Origin of the sequence: Saccharomonospora xinjiangensis XJ-54 (assembly GCF_000258175.1) — a bacterium.
In the GTDB taxonomy this organism is placed as follows: domain Bacteria; phylum Actinomycetota; class Actinomycetes; order Mycobacteriales; family Pseudonocardiaceae; genus Saccharomonospora; species Saccharomonospora xinjiangensis.
Map to the genome: position 1 here is coordinate 3,821,615 of NZ_JH636049.1, position 17,835 is coordinate 3,839,449.

Annotated in this window: 15 protein-coding genes; 12 read left to right on the forward strand and 3 right to left on the reverse strand. The window is 68.8% G+C overall.

Annotation, left to right across the window (positions count from 1 at the left end; genetic code table 11):
• The first annotated feature begins 36 nt into the window (after positions 1-36).
• The 7 genes from paaZ to SACXIDRAFT_RS17370 all read left to right on the forward strand — a co-directional run bounded on the left by paaZ (position 37) and on the right by SACXIDRAFT_RS17370 (position 6,878).
• Positions 37-2,100 (forward strand): phenylacetic acid degradation bifunctional protein PaaZ, encoded by a 2,064-nt coding sequence (gene paaZ / locus SACXIDRAFT_RS17340; RefSeq protein ID WP_006239925.1) that lies wholly within the window; start codon positions 37-39, stop codon positions 2,098-2,100.
• Positions 2,097-3,029: a 1,2-phenylacetyl-CoA epoxidase subunit PaaA gene (gene paaA, locus SACXIDRAFT_RS17345; protein WP_006239926.1), complete on the forward strand. Its 933-nt coding sequence runs from the start codon at positions 2,097-2,099 to the stop codon at positions 3,027-3,029. Before paaZ ends, paaA begins: the two co-directional genes overlap by 4 nt.
• Positions 3,026-3,322 (forward strand): 1,2-phenylacetyl-CoA epoxidase subunit PaaB, encoded by a 297-nt coding sequence (gene paaB, locus SACXIDRAFT_RS17350; RefSeq protein ID WP_006239927.1) that lies wholly within the window; start codon positions 3,026-3,028, stop codon positions 3,320-3,322. The genes paaA and paaB overlap by 4 nt, the downstream gene beginning before the upstream one ends.
• A 17-nt stretch (positions 3,323-3,339) precedes the next feature.
• Positions 3,340-4,233 (forward strand): 1,2-phenylacetyl-CoA epoxidase subunit PaaC, encoded by an 894-nt coding sequence (gene paaC / locus SACXIDRAFT_RS17355; protein WP_006239928.1) that lies wholly within the window; start codon positions 3,340-3,342, stop codon positions 4,231-4,233.
• 4 nt (positions 4,234-4,237) lie between these two features.
• On the forward strand, positions 4,238-4,738 hold the full coding sequence (gene paaD, locus SACXIDRAFT_RS17360) for a 1,2-phenylacetyl-CoA epoxidase subunit PaaD (protein ID WP_006239929.1): 501 nt from the start codon (positions 4,238-4,240) through the stop codon (positions 4,736-4,738).
• Between the two features lie 92 nt (positions 4,739-4,830).
• Positions 4,831-5,931 carry a 1,2-phenylacetyl-CoA epoxidase subunit PaaE gene (gene paaE / locus SACXIDRAFT_RS17365; RefSeq protein WP_006239930.1) on the forward strand — a complete coding sequence of 367 codons (1,101 nt, stop codon included), beginning with the start codon at positions 4,831-4,833 and terminating at the stop codon, positions 5,929-5,931.
• A 149-nt stretch (positions 5,932-6,080) separates the two neighbouring features.
• Positions 6,081-6,878 (forward strand): PIG-L family deacetylase, encoded by a 798-nt coding sequence (locus SACXIDRAFT_RS17370; protein WP_006239931.1) that lies wholly within the window; start codon positions 6,081-6,083, stop codon positions 6,876-6,878.
• Positions 6,879-6,934: 56 nt separating this feature from the next.
• On the opposite strand, the gene SACXIDRAFT_RS17375 is transcribed toward SACXIDRAFT_RS17370, so the two are convergent.
• Positions 6,935-8,182 (reverse strand): MFS transporter, encoded by a 1,248-nt coding sequence (locus tag SACXIDRAFT_RS17375; RefSeq protein WP_006239932.1) that lies wholly within the window; start codon positions 8,180-8,182, stop codon positions 6,935-6,937.
• Between the two features lie 56 nt (positions 8,183-8,238).
• Between SACXIDRAFT_RS17375 and SACXIDRAFT_RS17380 the strand changes: the two genes are divergently transcribed.
• Positions 8,239-8,580 carry an ArsR/SmtB family transcription factor gene (locus SACXIDRAFT_RS17380; RefSeq protein WP_006239934.1) on the forward strand — a complete coding sequence of 114 codons (342 nt, stop codon included), beginning with the start codon at positions 8,239-8,241 and terminating at the stop codon, positions 8,578-8,580.
• Between the two features lie 38 nt (positions 8,581-8,618).
• Here SACXIDRAFT_RS17380 and SACXIDRAFT_RS17385 read toward each other — a convergent pair whose 3' ends face one another.
• A complete protein-coding gene (locus SACXIDRAFT_RS17385) occupies positions 8,619-9,506 on the reverse strand; it encodes a hypothetical protein (RefSeq protein WP_006239935.1) in 888 nt (295 codons plus the stop codon).
• Positions 9,507-9,745: 239 nt separating this feature from the next.
• Here SACXIDRAFT_RS17385 and SACXIDRAFT_RS17390 point away from each other — a divergent pair, with 239 nt between their 5' ends.
• The 4 genes from SACXIDRAFT_RS17390 (at position 9,746) to SACXIDRAFT_RS17405 (ending at position 15,735) form a co-directional block, all read left to right on the forward strand.
• Positions 9,746-10,375 (forward strand): DUF7019 family protein, encoded by a 630-nt coding sequence (locus SACXIDRAFT_RS17390; protein ID WP_006239936.1) that lies wholly within the window; start codon positions 9,746-9,748, stop codon positions 10,373-10,375.
• On the forward strand, positions 10,375-14,022 hold the full coding sequence (locus SACXIDRAFT_RS21840; protein ID WP_006239937.1) for a protein kinase domain-containing protein: 3,648 nt from the start codon (positions 10,375-10,377) through the stop codon (positions 14,020-14,022). Before SACXIDRAFT_RS17390 ends, SACXIDRAFT_RS21840 begins: the two co-directional genes overlap by 1 nt.
• Positions 14,023-14,066: 44 nt before the next feature.
• Positions 14,067-14,927, forward strand: a complete 861-nt coding sequence (locus SACXIDRAFT_RS17400) for a tetratricopeptide repeat protein (protein ID WP_232285323.1) — start codon at positions 14,067-14,069, stop codon at positions 14,925-14,927.
• 76 nt (positions 14,928-15,003) lie between these two features.
• Positions 15,004-15,735: a hypothetical protein gene (locus tag SACXIDRAFT_RS17405; RefSeq protein WP_006239939.1), complete on the forward strand. Its 732-nt coding sequence runs from the start codon at positions 15,004-15,006 to the stop codon at positions 15,733-15,735.
• Here SACXIDRAFT_RS17405 and SACXIDRAFT_RS17410 read toward each other — a convergent pair.
• Complete coding sequence (locus SACXIDRAFT_RS17410; protein WP_006239941.1) at positions 15,730-17,817, reverse strand: GmrSD restriction endonuclease domain-containing protein; 2,088 nt, start codon at positions 17,815-17,817, stop codon at positions 15,730-15,732. The genes SACXIDRAFT_RS17405 and SACXIDRAFT_RS17410 overlap by 6 nt on opposite strands.
• Positions 17,818-17,835 lie beyond the last annotated feature (18 nt).

Sequence of the window (17,835 nt, forward strand, 5' to 3'; positions counted from 1 at the left end):
TTCCTGAACGTTCGGTTGGTAATTCGAGGAGGTCCGATGGGGACGCACGCGACGCCATCCGCTCAGGCGCGGCTGCTGCGCAGCTACGTCAGCGGGCGCTGGCACACCCCCGCCGACGAAGGCGCGCCACTGCACGACGCCGCGACGGGCGAGGAGGTCGCGCGCATCTCGTCGGCGGGTATCGACATGGGCGCGGCGCTGGAGTATGGGAGGCGGGTCGGCGGGCCCGCGCTGCGTGAGCTGACCTTCCACCAGCGCGCCGCGCTGCTGAAGGCGCTCGCCTCGCACCTGCGTGAGCACCGCGAGGAGCTGTACGCGCTGTCGGCGAGGACAGGGGCGACGCTGGGCGACTCGAAGTTCGACATCGACGGCGGCATCGGGGTCCTCTTCTCCTACTCCAGCAAGGGCAGGCGCGAGCTGCCCAACGACACCGTGTACCTCGACGGCCCCGTCGAGCCGCTCGGCAAGGGCGGCACGTTCGTCGGACGGCACATCTGCACCCCGCTTCGCGGGGTCGCCGTGCAGATCAACGCCTTCAACTTCCCCGTGTGGGGACCGCTGGAGAAGTTCGCGCCCGCGTTCCTCGCCGGTGTGCCGACCCTGATCAAGCCAGGAAGCCAGACCGCCTACCTCACCGAGCGGCTCGTCGAGCTGATGATCGGCTCCGAGTTGCTTCCCGAGGGTTCGCTCCAGCTCGTGTGCGGCAGCGCGGGCGACCTGCTGGATCACGTCACGGGGCAGGACCTCGTGTCGTTCACCGGGTCGGCGGCCACGGCGGCGCGGCTGCGGTCGCATCCGGTGATCGTGCGCAACTCGGTGCGGTTCAACGCCGAGGCCGACTCGCTGAACTGCGCGATCCTCGGCCCCGACGCCAAGCCGGGTACACCCGAGTTCGACCTCTATGTCAAGCAGCTGGTCGCCGAGATGACGGTGAAGGCGGGGCAGAAGTGCACCGCCATCCGCCGCGCGTTCGTACCGGCCGAGCTGATCGACGACGTGCAGGAGGCCGTCTGCGCGCGGCTCGCGCGGATCAGCGTCGGCGACCCGTCGAACCCCGAGGTGCGGATGGGTGCGCTCGCCAGCCTCGAACAGCGCGAGGAGGTGCGCCGGTCGCTGAAGGCGCTGAAGGACGCGGGACGCATCGTGTTCGGCGACCCCGACCACGTCGATGTCGTCGGCGCCGACGCGGAGCGGGGCGCGTTCCTGTCGCCGGTGCTGTTGCGGGCCGACGATCCGGAGCGGACGGAGCCGCACGAGGTCGAGGCGTTCGGCCCTGTCTCGACCCTGCTGCCCTACACCTCCACCGAGCAGGTGATCGAGCTGGCCGCACGCGGGCAGGGCAGCCTGGTCGGCTCGGTCGTCACCGGCGACGCGGACTTCGCCCGTGAGGTCGTGCTCGGCGTGGCGCCGTGGCACGGGCGGTTGCTCGTGCTCGACGCCGACGACGCGAAGGAATCGACGGGGCACGGCTCGCCCCTCCCGATGCTCGTCCACGGCGGTCCCGGCCGCGCCGGCGGCGGCGAGGAGATGGGCGGCATCCGCGGCGTGCTGCACCACATGCAGCGCACGGCCGTGCAGGGCAGCCCGAAGGTGCTCACGGCGGTCGGCAACAGCTGGGTGCAGGGCGCACCGAGGTCGGAGGGCGTCCACCCGTTCCGCAAGTCGCTGGCCGAGCTGCGGATCGGCGACTCGGTCGTGGCGGGCCCCCGCACCGTGACCGACGCCGACATCGCGCACTTCGCCGAGTTCACCGGCGACACCTTCTACGCCCACACCGACGAGCAGGCCGCTGAGGCGAACCCGCTGTTCGGCGGCATCGTCGCGCACGGCTACCTCGTGGTGTCGTTCGCGGCGGGACTGTTCGTCTCCCCGGAGCCGGGTCCGGTGCTCGCGAATTACGGGCTGGAGAACCTGCGCTTCCTCACCCCGGTCAAGCCGGGCGATGCGCTCACGGTGACGTTGACCTGCAAGCAGATCACGCCGAGAGAGAACGCCGACTACGGCGAGGTCCGGTGGGACACCGACGTCACCAACGCCGAGGGCGAGTCGGTGGCCAAGTACGACGTGCTCACGCTGGTCGCGAAGGAGAGTGAGCGATGAACCTCGAGGAACACTTCGAGCGGACGCTGGAGAAGGACCAGCGCATCGAGCCGAGGGACTGGATGCCCGACGCCTACCGCGCGACGCTGGTCCGCATGATCGCCCAGCATGCCCACTCGGAGATCATCGGCATGCAGCCGGAGGGCAACTGGATCACGCGGGCGCCGTCGCTTCGCCGCAAGGCGATCCTCCTCGCGAAGGTGCAGGACGAGGCGGGGCACGGGCTGTACCTGTACTCGGCGGCCGAGACGCTGGGCGCCGACAGGGCTGAGCTGACCGAGAAACTCGTGTCGGGAAAGCAGAAGTACTCCTCGATCTTCAACTACCCCACGCTGACGTTCGCGGACGTCGGCGTGATCGGGTGGCTCGTGGACGGCGCGGCGATCTGCAACCAGGTTCCGCTGTGCCGCAGCAGCTACGGGCCTTACGCCCGCGCGATGATCCGCGTCTGCAAGGAGGAGTCGTTCCACCAGCGGCAGGGCTACGAGCTGCTGATGACGATGATGAAGGGCACCGAGGCGCAGCGCCGCATGGTGCAGGACGCCACCGATCGCTGGTGGTGGCCGTCGTTGATGATGTTCGGTCCTCCCGACGCCGATTCTCCGCACACCGGGCAGTCGATGGCGTGGAAGATCAAGCGGCACACCAACGACGAACTGCGGCAGAAGTTCGTGGACATGACCGTGCCGCAGGCCGAGGCGCTCGGAGTCACACTGCCCGACCCCGACCTGCGGTGGAACGCCGAGCGAGGGCACTACGACTTCGGCGACATCGACTGGGCCGAGTTCAAGCGCGTCGTCTCGGGCAACGGCCCGTGCAACACACAGCGCGTGGCCCACCGCAGGGCCGCGCACGAGAACGGCGCATGGGTCAGGGAAGCCGCCGCGGCACACGCGGCGAAGCTCGCGACGAGGAAGGTGGCGGCATGAGCGGCGAGCAGGCCGGAGGCTGGCCTCTGTACGAGGTGTTCGTCCGCGGCAAGCGGGGACTCAACCACGTGCATGTCGGATCGCTGCACGCGGCGGACGACGAGATGGCGCTGCGCAACGCCCGCGACCTCTACACGCGGCGCAACGAGGGCGTCAGCATCTGGGTCGTCAAGGCCGCCGACATCACCGCGTCGAGCCCCGACGAGAAGGACCCGTTCTTCGCGCCGTCGGCCGACAAGGTGTACCGGCACCCGACGTTCTACGACATCCCCGACAACGTTCCCCACATGTGAGAGGGGGTGTGACTGCCGTGTCCTTCGACAACGCCTACGAGGCCGTGACCGAGTCCAGCGACGCGCGGTGGGCCTTCGGAACCGGGTTCACCGACCCGCTGTCCGGAGTGGACACCACCGTTCCGTCCGGTGTGGACCCGGAAAAGCTCGGCGAGTACTGCCTCATGCTCGGCGACGACGCACTGGTGTTCTCCCACCGGTTGCAGCAGTGGTGCACCCACGCGCCCGAGCTCGAAGACGAGATGGCCATCGCCAACATCGCACTGGACTTGCTCGGACAGGCCCGGCTGCTGCTCACGCGAGCCGGTGCGGCCGAGGAGGCGGCGACGGGCAGCGGCCGGAGCGAGGACCAGCTCGCCTTCTTCCGTGACGAGCACGAGTTCCGCAATGTGCGACTGGCCGAGCTGCCGCGCGGCGACTTCGGTGAGCTGATCGCGAGACTGTTCGTGTTCTCCACGTGGCGGCTCGCGGTGTTCCAGAGGCTGACCGCCTCCTGCGACCCCGTCCTCGCGGCGGTGGCGGCCAAGGCCGTCAAGGAACTGACCTACCACCGCGACTACGCCGCACAGTGGGTCGTCCGGCTTGGCGACGGAACCGAGTTCTCCCACGAGCGGATGCTGGCAGGCCTTGCGGCGGTGTGGCCTTACGTCGAGGAGTTGTTCACCGTCCACGACGTCGAGCGCGACCTCGCCTCGGCAGGAGCCGCCGCCGATCCGGGGCAGGTGAGGGCCGAGTTCGACGACGTCGTCGCGCAGGTTCTGCACGCCGCGACCCTCGACGTCCCGGACGCCCCTGGTCTTCCCGGCGTGTCGGGGAAGGCGGGCAGGGACGGCGTGCACACCGAGGCCTTCGGTTACCTGCTCGCCGAGTTGCAGAGCGTGGCACGTGCCCACCCCGGCGCGACGTGGTGACGACATGATGACCACGACGCACAGCGCCCGCGCGGTGGCGGAGACGGTGACCGACCCCGAACTGCCCATGCTCACGCTCGCGGATCTCGGTGTCCTGCGCGAGGTCCGCGAGGAGGACGGCAAGGTCGTCGTGTCGATCACCCCCACCTACAGCGGTTGCCCGGCCATGGACGCCATGCGCGACGACCTCGTGCACGCTCTGGGAGAGGCCGGTTTCGCAGAGGTGGAGGTGCGAACCGTGCTGCGCCCCGCGTGGTCCTCCGACTGGATCACCGAGGAGGGTCACCGCAAGCTCGCCGAGGCGGGGATCGCCCCTCCTGGACCCGTGCCGCGAAGGTCGGGACCGATTCCGCTGACACTCTCCGCGCCTGTTTCGCGGGTGCGTTGCCCGCAGTGTGGTTCCGCCGACACCGTCGAGGTGTCGCGGTTCAGCGCCACCGCGTGCAAGGCACTGCGCCGGTGTCGCGCCTGCCACGAACCGTTCGAGCACGTCAAGGAGATCTAGGCCGTGTTCCACGACGTCCATCATTTCCCGGTCCTGCGGGGCCTTTGTCTCGGTGGAGCCACCGCCGATCCTCGCTCGCACGGAGGCGGCTCATGAACCAGGACCTGCGTTCCACCACGACCACGAAGCCCCGGCCCCGCGGTGAGTTCCACACCCTCACCGTCGCCGATGTCACCAGGCTGTGCGACGACGCGGTGGCGATCACATTCGACGTCCCCGGCGAGCTGGCCGACTCGTTCGCCTTCAGGGCAGGGCAGTCGCTCACCCTGCGGCGCACCGTCGAGGGCCGCGACGAGCGGCGGTCGTACTCGATCTGTGCGGCGGAGGGCGCACCGCTGAGGATCGGTGTGCGCGAGGTGCCGACGGGGTTGTTCTCTACGTGGCTCGTGCGTCAGGTACGGCCCGGCGACACGGTCGAGGTCGGCACGCCGACGGGCACGTTCAGCCCCGACCCTGACGTGCCTGGCCACCACGTGCTGATCGCGGCGGGTTCCGGGATCACGCCGGTGCTGTCCATCGCGGCGACGGTGCTGCGCAACCCGGCATCGACCGTCACCCTCCTCTACGGCAACCGGCGCACCGACACGGTGATGTTCGCCGAGGAGCTTGCCGACCTGAAGGACCGCTATCTCGACCGTCTCGAACTGGTGCACGTGCTGTCGCGCGAGCCGAGGGAGACGGAGCTGTTCACCGGAAGGCTCGATTCGGACAAGCTCGCCGCGCTGGGGCCGGTGCTCGGCGACGTCGCGGGCACCGACCACTGGTGGCTGTGCGGGCCGTTCGAGATGGTGACCACCGCGAGGCAGCACCTGCTCGACGCGGGTGTGCCCGCCGAGCGCATTCACCAGGAGCTGTTCTTCGTCGAGGATCTTCCGCCCGCTCCCGTACGCCACGAGGAGGCGCCCGCCGCCGGCCTCACCAGCGAGGTCACCGTCGTGCTCGACGGCAGGAGCACCACGATGTCCCTGCCACGGGACGTGTCCCTGCTCGAAGGAGCGCAGCGCGTCAGGCCCGACCTGCCGTTCGCCTGCAAGGGCGGGGTCTGCGGCACGTGCAGGGCGAAGGTCACCGACGGCACCGCCGACATGCGCCGTAACTTCGCGCTGGAGGACTCCGAGGTGGCAGACGGCTTCGTGCTGACGTGCCAGTCGCTGCCCGCGTCCGATGCGCTCACGGTGGACTACGACGCCTGACCGTGAACGCCGCTCCCTCGGTCTGAAGGTCCCGTGTTCGTTCGAGTGGGAACTGGCCGGGGCCTGTCGAGACCGCGTGCGCCTTGGCCGATATCGGGTGGGGGCGTACGCGGTTTCCGCCAGCGAAGACCGAGGGAGTGGTTTTACGCATGCATGTTGTCTTCCACATCGGCGGTCATCCGGACGATGCTCTGCTGTTCAAGGGCGAGATGCTCTACAACGACCTGCACTGGCCCGACGTCAAGGTGGTCAGCATCGTGACCACGGCGGGCGATGCGGGCCGGATCGACGACTGGTGGTGGACGCGCGAGCACGGCCTCGTGGAGTCCCTGCGCGCGGCGAAGCCGGAGGACTTCACCCCGGCCGTGGTCACGATCAACGGGCGAAGGCTGCGGTGCTATCGCGCGGGGAGCTGGCGGTGCTACTTCCTTCGTCTTCCCGACGGCAACATCGACGGCACAGGGTTTTCCTCGACCGGTTTCCAGAGTTTGCCGAAACTCCGTGACGGCGTGATCAGCGGACTCGACAGTCTCGGGACTCCGGAGATTCCCGCGCAGCACTGCTCCTCGTGGGCCGACGTGGTGCAGACCCTGCGAGCCGTCGTCTCGGCGGAGGGGCAGGGTGCCACGAACCCGAACCCGTGGGTGCACGCCTCCGACCACGACAGGTCCCGCAATCCCGGTGATCACCCCGACCACTACGCGACGGGGGATGCGCTGCGTTCGTTTCTCGCGCAGGACGGCTGCAACCGGGCATGGTGGGTGTCCTACGACACGGCGAACCGGCCAGCCAACCTGTCGGGCACCGCGCTCGCGAACAAGCGGGCACTGTATTACAACGGCTACGTCCAGCTCGTCACGAGAATCATGGGGCGCAAGCCCGCCGAGTGCGACGCGGAATGGGCCAGGTGGGGAGCACGGGATTACTGGCGGGAAGAGACGGTGTAGCCGCGGCGGCGGGACTCACACCGCCGCGGCGTCCTCGCGTTCGGGACGGGGAGAAGTCACGAGCGCGAGTGCCGGTTCACCGGTCGCTCCGCGCCCTCCTCGCCCTCCGTGCCCTCCGTGCCCTGGGCGACGTCACCGGTGAGCCGGGCAGGGCGTGTGCCCAGCACGGCGCTGAGCACGGCGACGGCAAGGAACGCCGTTCCCGCGACGGGGATCAGCGCCGGGCCGTGCTGATCGAAGAGGTACCCTCCCACGGCTGCTCCGACCGCGCTTCCGCCGTAGAGGCCGCTGATGCCCAGCGACATGGCAGCCATCGGCCGTGAGCCGGAGGCCCCCAGCACGGCCGCCTGCATCACCGGGCTCAGTCCCCACGCGAACACCGACCACACCGCGACGAGGGCGAAGGTGGCCGCGCCGAGTTCACCGGCGCTGTGCAGGTGGATCGCGACGGCGCCGAGCGCGAGGCAGTGTCCGCCGAGTACGAGCGCCGAGGCCCTGCGCGGTCCGAGCCGGTCGCTGAGCGACCCGCCGAGGAACACCGCCACGACACCGATCACTCCCACGACGATCAGGGCGAACGCGACCTCGCCGGGCGTCGCGCCGAGCCGGTCGTCCAGGATCGCCCCGAGGTAGTTGTAGAACGCCAGCCCGCCTGCTCCGGAGAAGAACATCGCGGCGACCAGCAGCAACACTCTCGGGTTCCGGATAGGGGCCAGGCGGGCCGCGAGGTCCGAGGGCTCCCCGCCGGGCACCGAGGGCGCGAACAGGTGCGCGAGCACGAGCACGATCGCGGCCACGGCCGCGATGAGCACGAACGTCGCGCGCCACGACAGTGCCTCACCGAGAAACGCCCCGAGCGGCACACCGGTGAACAGGGCGACGGTGAGACCGGCGGTGACGACGGCGAGGTAGCGGCCACGCCGGTCTTCCGGCGCCGCCGTGCCCGCGATCGCCATGCACGTCGGGGACACCACGGCGGCGGCGAGTCCCGCCACGATGCGAAGGCCCAGTGTGAGGGCGAAGTCGTCGCTGAGCGCCACCGCGGCGTTGGCGAGAACGAAGACGAGCAGTCCGGAGGTGAGCAGCCTCTTGCGATCGAGGCGGTCGGTCAGCACAGCCAGAACCGGGGCGCCGAGTGCGAACGCGAGCGCGAACGCGGTGACAAGCTGGCCCGCTGTGCCCGCCGACACCCCGAGGTCGTCCGCGACCGAGGGAAGGAGGCCCGCGATCACGAACTCGTCGGTGCCGAGCGCGAGCATGCCGACGAACAGGGTCGGCAACCAGATGGAATGTCGAGCGGGCACTTTTCTCCTATGTTCGTCGAACGTCGAACGATCTTGGCGCACTGTAGTCTGCCGGCATGGCTGCCGCAACACACCCGGATCTCGAGGCCGTTGATCTGCCGGCTGTCCTCCACGCGCTGGCCGATCCGGTCAGGCTCGGCCTGGTCCGGCTCCTCAGCGACGGTGAGGAACGGGCCTGGGGCCAGCTGGACGCCCCCGTCGCCAAGTCAACGCTCAGCTATCACCTGAAGGTCTTGAGATCGGCGGGTATCACGCGGACCAGGGAGGAAGGAACCCGCTGTTTCGTGCGTCTGCGCGGTTCCGAACTGGAACGGCGGTTCCCCGGATTGCTGGAGAGCGTGATCGACCTGGCTTCCTCGGACGGCGGTGTCGCCAAGGTCGGCCTCCGGTCCGGCTGACCGGGCCGATCGATCGCCGGTGTGAGCCGGGAGCCGATTCAGTAGAGCATCCCGGTGCGCCGCAACACGACCCACTGCTCGCCGGGCCGGTCAACGACCACCGGGTACCACCTCGGCCGCACCGCGGCGACCAGCTCGTCGCCCCTCTCGATGAGTGAGCTCACGGCGGGTTCACCCACGACGATGAGAGCCGACCAGTCGATGTGCGACATGAGGAAATCCTCCGTGACCCCGAACCGGTCGCCGAGGAGTGTGACCAGGTCGTGTCCGCTGTCAGGCCCCGCCTGGACGTCACCGACGTCGGGCACCGCGCCGCTGCCGGCGTCGTCCGCGCCGTCCTCACCGTCGTGCCCATCCGCGTGCCCGCCGTCGTCGAAGTCCTCGCCGTCGTCGAAGTCGTCGCCGTCCTCGAAGTCGCTGTCCTCGTCGTCTCGCCGTTCGCTCCACACGTGCTTGTCCAGCCGGTAGATCCGCGTGCAGAGGTCGAAAGCCTGTTCGTCGGACATGATCAGAGTGACGGAACGGCCGTCCACCAGAGTGAAGGTGAGTTCAGCCTCGGGAGTTCCGTTGGAACCGGGTTCGGCTTCGACCTCTCCCGCTACCTCGGAGGCGATCGCCGAGGGCGCGGGGCTTTCCGATCCCGCGCCGAGTGAGGGCAGGTTCGCGGCCATGTCCACGATGCAGCGGGCCGCCGTCCAGAACGCCGTCTTGTCGTCGAAGTCCGTGCGGCTGGACGTGAGGGTGCGCCCGATCCCCAGCGGCTCGACCCTGGCGTTCACCGAACCCTTGCCGGACTTGTTGTCCCAGACAGCGAAGACCGTCACATTGTTCGCGAGTCGTTTGCGGTAGTTCTCGATGTGGTCGTGCCGGGCGAGGTCCCAGCCGCCCACGGATTCGGGCCAGTCGTCCACACTCACGAACGGCATCCCTTTCGACGGTGCACGACCGGAGCGGCCGCGCACATGGATCAGGTCTTCGCTGCGACGCGCGGTGCGCGCTCGCCGTTCCCGCTGGATCATGACCGCCGGATCTTCGTGCCGTGTGACGGATTCCGGCCGGCCACTCGATCGACGCCGCGACGGGTCGGAACCTGGACCCTGTGTTCCGGAGAAGCCCTGGTCGAGAAGGTCTCCACTTCCCTGTCTTGGATGCGTACTGTGATGAGGTGTCGTTCCGCTACTACGTGTACATCAGCGATGACAAGATCGACATGCTGCTCTCGCAGATCGATCCCGCGCTGACCAGAAAGCGCACCACCGAGGTCAGCGTGAGCCTTCCGCTGCTCGGGGCGAAGCGCGGCGTCGAGGCGCCGTCGGGGTCCGACCGCATCGCGAGGCTGGAGCGCGTCGTCCGGCACCTGCACGACTTCGGTGATCTGGGATCGGTCGCGGAGCCGGGACAGTTCTTCGGCGGAATCCTGCCGATGCGCTGGGGCCCGTTCCACGGAACGTCGCTTGTGTACTTCGGGGGCGAGATCGACGGCACCGTCGTCGGCCTCGGCGGTTCGGGCAAGCATGTCCTCGGCAGCTCCTCGGAGCGGGACGCGGAGGGCGTGCCACGCTCGGTCACGCCTAACCTGCTGGACGGGCTGGCGGCCGAGCCGGAGATCGGTGACCTTCTCGGGGTGGGCACCGGTGCCGACGACGAGGCGTTGCGTGCCGTCGAACTCGCCACGGCGAACCTGCGCGGCCCGCTCCAGAACGTCGAATTCGTCGCCAAACGACTGCTGTCCGGGTGTCTCGGCAGCCGCCGTGTCGTGCTGGGTAGTCCGCTGTACGTGGCGCTGGCGGACTGATGGCGATCTGGCTTCCCGGGCAGGTGGTGCACGGCCTCTACGAGGTTCGTGACGTCATCACCAGCGGAGGCATGGGCGTGGTCTACCACGTGTGGCACAGGGGCTGGAACGTCGATCTCGCGGTCAAGGTGCCCCGGCCCGGCCTCGTCGCCTCCGCGGAAGCCGTGCGGGGGTTCGAGGCCGAGGCACAACGCTGGGTCGAACTCGCCCCGCATCCGCACGTGGTGGACTGCGTCTACGTGCGCAGGCTTGCCGACCTGCCCCACGTGTTCGCCGAGTGGGCAGACGGCGGCAGTCTCGCCGACGCGATCAGGACCCGTCGCCTGCACCGGGGCGGGCTACCCGCGCTGCTCGACGTCGCGGTGCAGAGCGCGTGGGGACTCGCCCACGCACACGCGAGCGGTCTGATCCACCAGGACGTCAAGCCTGCCAACATCCTGCTCCTCGGCCACGGCACAGCCAAGATCACCGACTTCGGCCTCGCCCGCGCCAGGGTCGCCGCGGGCGAGCGGCCGTCCGGCTCGGAACTCGTGAGCTGCGGCGGTCTGACCCCGGCCTACTGCTCGCCGGAACAGGCGCGCGCCGCACGTGGCGAGGGCATCGGTCTCACCCGCGCCACCGACGTGTGGTCGTGGGCGCTGAGCGTCGTCGAGATGTTCACCGGCCGACCACCGGTGCGCGACGGCGAGCTGGCCGCCGACGCGCTGTCCCGCCTCGCGGAGGGCGCTGGCGACGACCCGGTGATACCCCGGATGCCGACTCAGGTGGTGGAGCTGCTCGCCCGGTGTTTCGCGCCCGATCCCGGCGAGCGGCCCTCCGACCTGACGGAGGTGGCCGACGATCTCGCCGGGGTCTACGAGGAGCTGACCGGACAGCCGTATTCCCGGCAGCAACCTCCCGCGGCCCGGCTGCTCGCCGACGGGCTGTCGAACCGGGCACTGTCCCTGCTCGACCTCGGGCTGGCCGACCGCGCGGAGCGGCTGTGGGACGAGGCGCTGCGCGCTGACCCCCACCATCCCCACACCGTCTACAACCGGGGGCTGCACCACTGGCGGGCGGGACGGCTCAGCGACGCCCGGCTCGTGGCCCGCATGGAGGAGATGAGGGAGAACCACGAGGGCGACTGGATCGACGACTACCTGCTCGGCCTCGTGCACCTGGAGCGGGGCGACAGGGAGAAGGCTCTGGCGCTGCTGGCCTCGGTGGCGGAGGACGCTGGGAACATCCCCGAGATCACCGCGGCGGTCGAGGCAGCCAGAGCACTCCCACCGGTGCCGGAGCCGGCCGTGCTCGCCAGCGGGCAGGACTGGAGCGCGGTGAGCGCCGTCAGCGCGGACGGCCGGGTCTGCGCGGGCAGTGTCACGGACGCGGGTTCGGGACAGTGGTCAGGGTGGTCAGGGCGGTCAGGGCGGGACGGTGAACGCGGCGTCGTGCGGGTGTGGCGGCTGGATACGACAGCGGCGCCGCGTACCTTCCCCGCGCACGCCGGACGGCTGTACGACCTCGGGCTGAGCGCCGATGGGAGCGTGCTGGCCTCGTGCGGGCAGGACGGCGAGATCCTGGTGTGGGACACCGGAGCCGGGACGCTGCGGCACCGAATCCGCAGTCCGTCGGGTGTCGCCCGCTCTGTGGCCGTGAGCCCCGAAGGCACCTCGCTCGTCGCGGCGGCCGACGACGGCGCGGTGTGGCTGTGGGACCTGGAGGACGGCAGCCTCGTCCGCACCGTGCAACGCCCGCACACCACCGGTTTCGGTATCGCGGTGGCGATGACGGAGGGTCGCGTCGTGCGCTGGGAGTCCCACCACGTGCGAATCCGGGTCTGGGATCCCGCAGGCCATCTGCTGCGGGTGCTGCGCCTTCCGCGATCGACCGCGCTGCTCTCGCCAGGCGGCAGGTTCGCGCTGGTGGGCGCGGAGAGCGGGTTTGAGGTGTGGGACACCGAGGAAGCCGCCCCCGTCCGCGCGGTCCCACTGGACACAAAGGACATCAGGCCGCGTGCGATCAGCGGTGACGGCCGTACCGTGCTGCTCTCCACGCCTGCCGAGACGCAGGTGTGGTCTCTCGACGAGGACCGCTGCGTTCGTGCTCTGCCCCACACCTGCGAGCACGGGGCACTCGACGCACAAGGGCGCAGAGCCGTCATCGGGCACGAGCAGCTGATCGCGCTGCCGGTGCCGAGGCTGGGTCCCTCGGCCGCGTGGAGCTACCCGAGGCACCGGTCGGCGACGGAATACACGACCGTGGCCGACAGGGTGCGCCGCGCACTGCGGAGGGCCGACCGGCGCATCGCCGACGGCGCGCTGACCGCTGCGGCGCGTGTGCTGCGGCAGGCCCTCACCCTGCCCGGATACGAGCGAAATCGTGAACTGCTCGACCGGTGGGCGCACATCGGACGGAAAGGGCGGCGCACCGGAGTGCTCACCGTGTGGCAGCGCTTCGAGCTGCCACACGCCTTCGAACACCGGGTCTCGCGCACCGCGTCCGCCGACGACCAGCGCTGGCTCTTCCACGCCGCACTCAGCCGCCACGCGCTGAGCCGCGACGGTTCCGCCCTGCTCACCGGAGATGTGGTGTGGGATCTGAGCACAGGGCGGCGCCTGCTGCGGTTGAGTGCGGAAGGGCTCGAACTCAGGGGGAGAACGCTCAGCCCGGACGGCACCACGGCGGTCGCCGGTTGCGCGGACCGGCGGGTACGGGTGTGGGACACCGGTAGCGGACAGCTCCGCGCCGTCCTCACCGGTCACCGGGACGAGGTCGTGGCCGTGGCGGTCAGCGCGGATGGCGCACTGCTCGTGTCCGCATGCCGCCGGAGGAAGGTCAGGGTGTGGGAGCTCGCGAGTGGCGCCTGCCTTCGGGTGCTCAGTGGTTTCTCCGGCGAGATCGATGAGGTCGCGTTCAGTCACGACGCTCGGCTCGTGTTCGCGGTCGGCAAGCGTGGCACGGCCGCCGTGTGGGACACCGAAACCGGGCGATTCCTGCGCATCCTGCCTGGCAAACCGAGACATGTCGGGCCGTGGCTGGTGAGTGTGGACGGTGGCACCGCGATGTCCGTGGGATTCGGCGAGCGGACGTTGTGGGTGGTGGACCCGCGCACCCAGGACTTTCGCGACGTCCTGACCTGCAACCCGGAACCTGTGTTGTGGCTGGCGGTGAGCGCGGACGGCCGCCGCGCCCACACGGCAGGCGAGGACGGCGCTGTGCGGGTGTTCGCGGTCGCCGAGGGGGAACTCGCTGCCGAACTCACCGGGCACGACGGCGCGGCGCGGATGCTCGCGCCATGTGCGGACGACCGGTTCACGCTGTCCTGCGGCGACGACGGCACGGTGCGGGTCTGGGATCTCGACGCGGGCACCTGCCTGCGCACGCTAACAGGTCACACCAACGAGGTCGTGTGGCTCGGCCTGAGCGCCGACGCGAGGACGGCGGTGTCGGTGGGTGTTGATCACACGGTGGTCTGGCGGCTGGAATGGGACTACGAGTTCCCGCAGCCCTCGGACTGGCATGAGGCCGCGCGGCCGCATGTCGAGGCGTTCCTCGCACGTGCGGCACTGGGGCGCGTCGAGCGGCGGACGCTGTTCGACGCGCTGGCCGACGCGGGACTGGGTTGGTTGCGTACCGAGGAGATCGAGCGGAGGGCGGCAAGGTGACGGTCGGGTCGTGTGTGGGATGGGGGTGCGGGCGGCTGGTCTCCATGACCGAGCTGCGTCAGGCCAATCCGGTGGCGCTGGCCGAACCCGAGGTGTGGGCCGTGGAGTTCCGGATCTGCGTGGACTGCAAATCCACGCTGTGCGACCGGTGTGTCCACAAGCAAAGTGGCAGGTTGCGCGGGCCGAGCTGTCCACGATGTGCCGGAAGGCTGGTGGACGGAAGGCGGCGATGGTCACGCGTGTTCGAGCGGCCCGATCCGCCCGAGGTGATCGCCTACCAGGAGGGCATGGCGCGCGGGGAGGCAGGTAGGTGGGAGGAGGCTCTGAGGGAGTTCGACACGGCGCTGCGGCTGCGGCCCTCCTATCCGCACGCGCTGCTGTACCGGGCTGTGACGCTGCGCCAACTGGGTCGCACGGACGAGGCCGTGTCCGTGCTCGACGACCTCCTTCGTCTCGATCCCCGCAACGCGCAGGCGGCGTTCGACAAGGGTGCCGCGCTGTCGTCGGCGGGCCGTGCCGACGAGGCGGCCGATGCCTACCGCACCGCCATCGGTATCGAGCCGGGCTATGGCTCGGCCAGGGTGAACCTGGCGATCCTGCTGCTCGACAGGGGAGAGGCACCCGTAGCCCTCAAGCTGTGCGAGGAGGCTGTCCGCCTTTTCGAGACAGGAGAGCAGGCCGAGAACGCCGCGCTGCTGGCCTACGCGCTGGCGGCGGAGGGTGCGGCGCTGCTGGCGTGCGGACGTCCTCGCGAGGCGCTGGATCGCCTCGACCGGGCCGTGGACGAAGGTCTCGAAGACCCGCAGACCCACCACAACCGGGCGCGGGCACTGGAGGCGCTGGGGCGACACGACGAGGCCGCCCAGGCCCGCAGACTGGCCGAGGACCTGGCGAGGTACCAGTAGCCGCCAGCGGTCTCGGGCACGCGGAGGCGCCCGCGGCTTCGACGTGCAAGGGCACACGACGGGATAACGGGGTGCGATGACCGCGTTGCCGGGCCGGATCGACGTGATGAGACGATCCGAGATCGAGGATCTCGGCATGACCCGGGGGGAGAGTCTTCCGTTGAACAGGACCACGCAGGCCTTCCGTACCCTTCGACAGAACCTCAAGTACTCCGAAGGCCTGATCGACGGTGGCGAGCGGCTGGAGCAGCAGCACGTCACTGAATTCGACGTCACAGACCTGTACCGTTCGGCGTGGGTCATGGCGGTCGGCGCTCTGGACCACTGGGTCTTCGAGGAAGTTCACCATCGAGCGCTGCACCTGCTGCTGCAACCCACGAAGGACAAGCCCAGCAGATTGGCGAAGCTGGAACTTCCTCTCTCGCTGTTCGACAGGGTGTATCACGACGGCGCGTCGCTGCGCGACGAGTTCGACCGCTTCCTCCGCGAGACTTTCCGTTACCGCTCCTTCCAGTCCCCTGACAAGATCGCGGAAGCCTTTGGTCATGTCTTCAAGGGCAGCCGGTTCTGGCACGCTGTGGCACAACAGATGCGCGCCGAAACCGGTGGCACCGTTACCGCCGACAGCATCAGGGAGAGGCTCTCCCACATCGTCCAGCGGCGTAACCAGATCGTCCACCAGGCGGATCTCGACCCGGGTACGCCCGGACAGCGAGCGGCGATCAAGGCCGACGAGGCGAGAAGCGTCGTCACCTACCTTGAAAACCTCGCCGCGCATATCGTCATGACGCTCGGCCCCGCGTCATGACAGCCTCCGGTAGCGGATGAACAGCTCGCGCAACGACGTCACGCCCTCCTTGGTCTCGACCTGCCAGAAGTTCTCGATGTTGCCCGCGGCACCGGCAGCGACGGAGGCGGTCGCGAGGCTTGGGTAGATCTCTCCGTCCATCCGGATCCGGCCGTCGGCGAGAATGGTGGCCGCGACGTCCGCCTCGGCCGCGTACATGCGCGCGCCCTCTTCGATCAGCCCGCTGGTGAGGAGGTCGCCGAGCACGGTCACCTTTCCTCCGGACATGTCGTGATCACGCTCGACATAGGTGCGGGTCGGGGGATCGTAGTGGGGCTGGTAGGACACCTCCCCCAGTTTGTCGAAGGCGTCATGGACGACGGCGGCCATGCCGCGGCGCCGCTGTTCGAGGAACGTGTCGTAATCGAGTTTCTCCCAACCGTCCGGAACTGCATGCAGGTAGCGTTGCTTGTCGAGGCGAGATTCTGAAAGGCGAGCCGCCCGTACCTGCTCCGGCCAGTACTCGCTGGGGGCGCGGTCGCCGATGACCACGTCGCTGGCCCACTCCACGATCGCCATGTTCGCGATCTGATTGATTTCCTTCACGGTCTGGAGCCCGAGCGAGTTCCGCAGGAAACCTCGGGGGAACAGATGCTGGCGCTCCACGGTGTTGTTCGCGAGCAGGGCTGGGTCCATCTGACTTCGGATCTTGGTTTTGCTGAGCAGGACGTCGGCGTCAAGGATGTTCAGCGCGGCGAGGTAGCTGAACAGCGCCGGAGAACCTGAGGCTGATGTGCTGAGATCGTTGGGAAGTGTGATCTTCCAGAAGTCGTGTGTGAGGGTGTCGGAGACCACCTTGTCCATGCGGCGCAGGAACTCGTCGCCGTTTCGAACTTCACCAGGGCCGAGGAGTGCGAGGTCCGCTTCCGCTCGGCTTTCGAATGACCCGGTGTAGCGGCTGGTGATCTGTGCCATGAAGAACCAGCGGGCGACGGCATCGCGAAGCCGTTCCGGAGCGATGCCGTGGTCGATGCGCCCGATGAGCCAGAGTGCGTAGCTGTAGACGATGGTGTTCCGGCTCGAAATGATGCGGGCGCTGCGAAAACCAGCGTGTTCGAGGCACCGCAGGAACTCGTGCCAGTTCGAGATGTCGAGTACCTGTTCCTGAGCGCGTTGCAGCCGGGCGAACTGTTCCTCGCGTTGAGCCGAGTCGAGCATTCCTCCACGCATGTCGTGTCCGCGAAGCAGCGAGTACACGGCTTTGAGCACGGCCCGCCGGAACGCGACCGCGATGCTCGTTCGCAACAACTGCGAGGGGCGTGGCTGTAGATGCCAGTTGAACGACGACGCCGACGTGGTACTGGGCACGCGGCTGGACCGCGAGAACTGTTCCAGTTCCCGGCGTCCTGAGTCCCAGAACACCGACATCAACGTGAGGATGAAGTCGGACTGGTTGAGCGGTGTGCCTTTGCTGTTGATGCGGACGAAGATGTCCGCGACGGCCTCCGGCTCGACGGAGGAGGACAACTCCACCGCGTGAAACGTGTAGCCGAGGATGTCGTGGAGTTGGTCGATGGCTGTGGCGAGATGGTCCTGCTCGTCCTCATCGACGGTGCGCCGTTCTCCCAGACGGGAGAGGAAGCGATTGATCGTTTTGTTGGTTCCCCTCTGGCCCAGCACGAGCGAGATGTCGGGGATGTACTCCGGGTCCTTCTCGATCGCGGCATCGCAGACCTGGAAAGCCCCGTCGGCGGGCCGGAAAGCGATGCGGACACGCACCTCCTGGTACTTCTCGTTCACCACGGCGCTACCGGTGATCGCGGCGAAGAGGGAGGTGAGTCGCTGTTGGCCGTCCACGACGAGAAGGTGTGGAATGGTTTGCTTCCGGTCGTCTCCGATCTGCCGGGCACCGGCTTGGGCACCCGTTTCCCACAGGTGCAGGCTTCCGACGGGAAATCCCCGGTAGAGCGAGTCGAAAAGGTCACGCACCTTGCTGGCGTCCCAGACGAACGGCCGCTGGAGGTCGGGGAGTCCGACCTCGCCACGTTGTATGCGATGGACCAAGTCACCCACGGTGTAGGTGGTGTTCTTGAACAATGTCATGGAATCCCCCCAAGACGA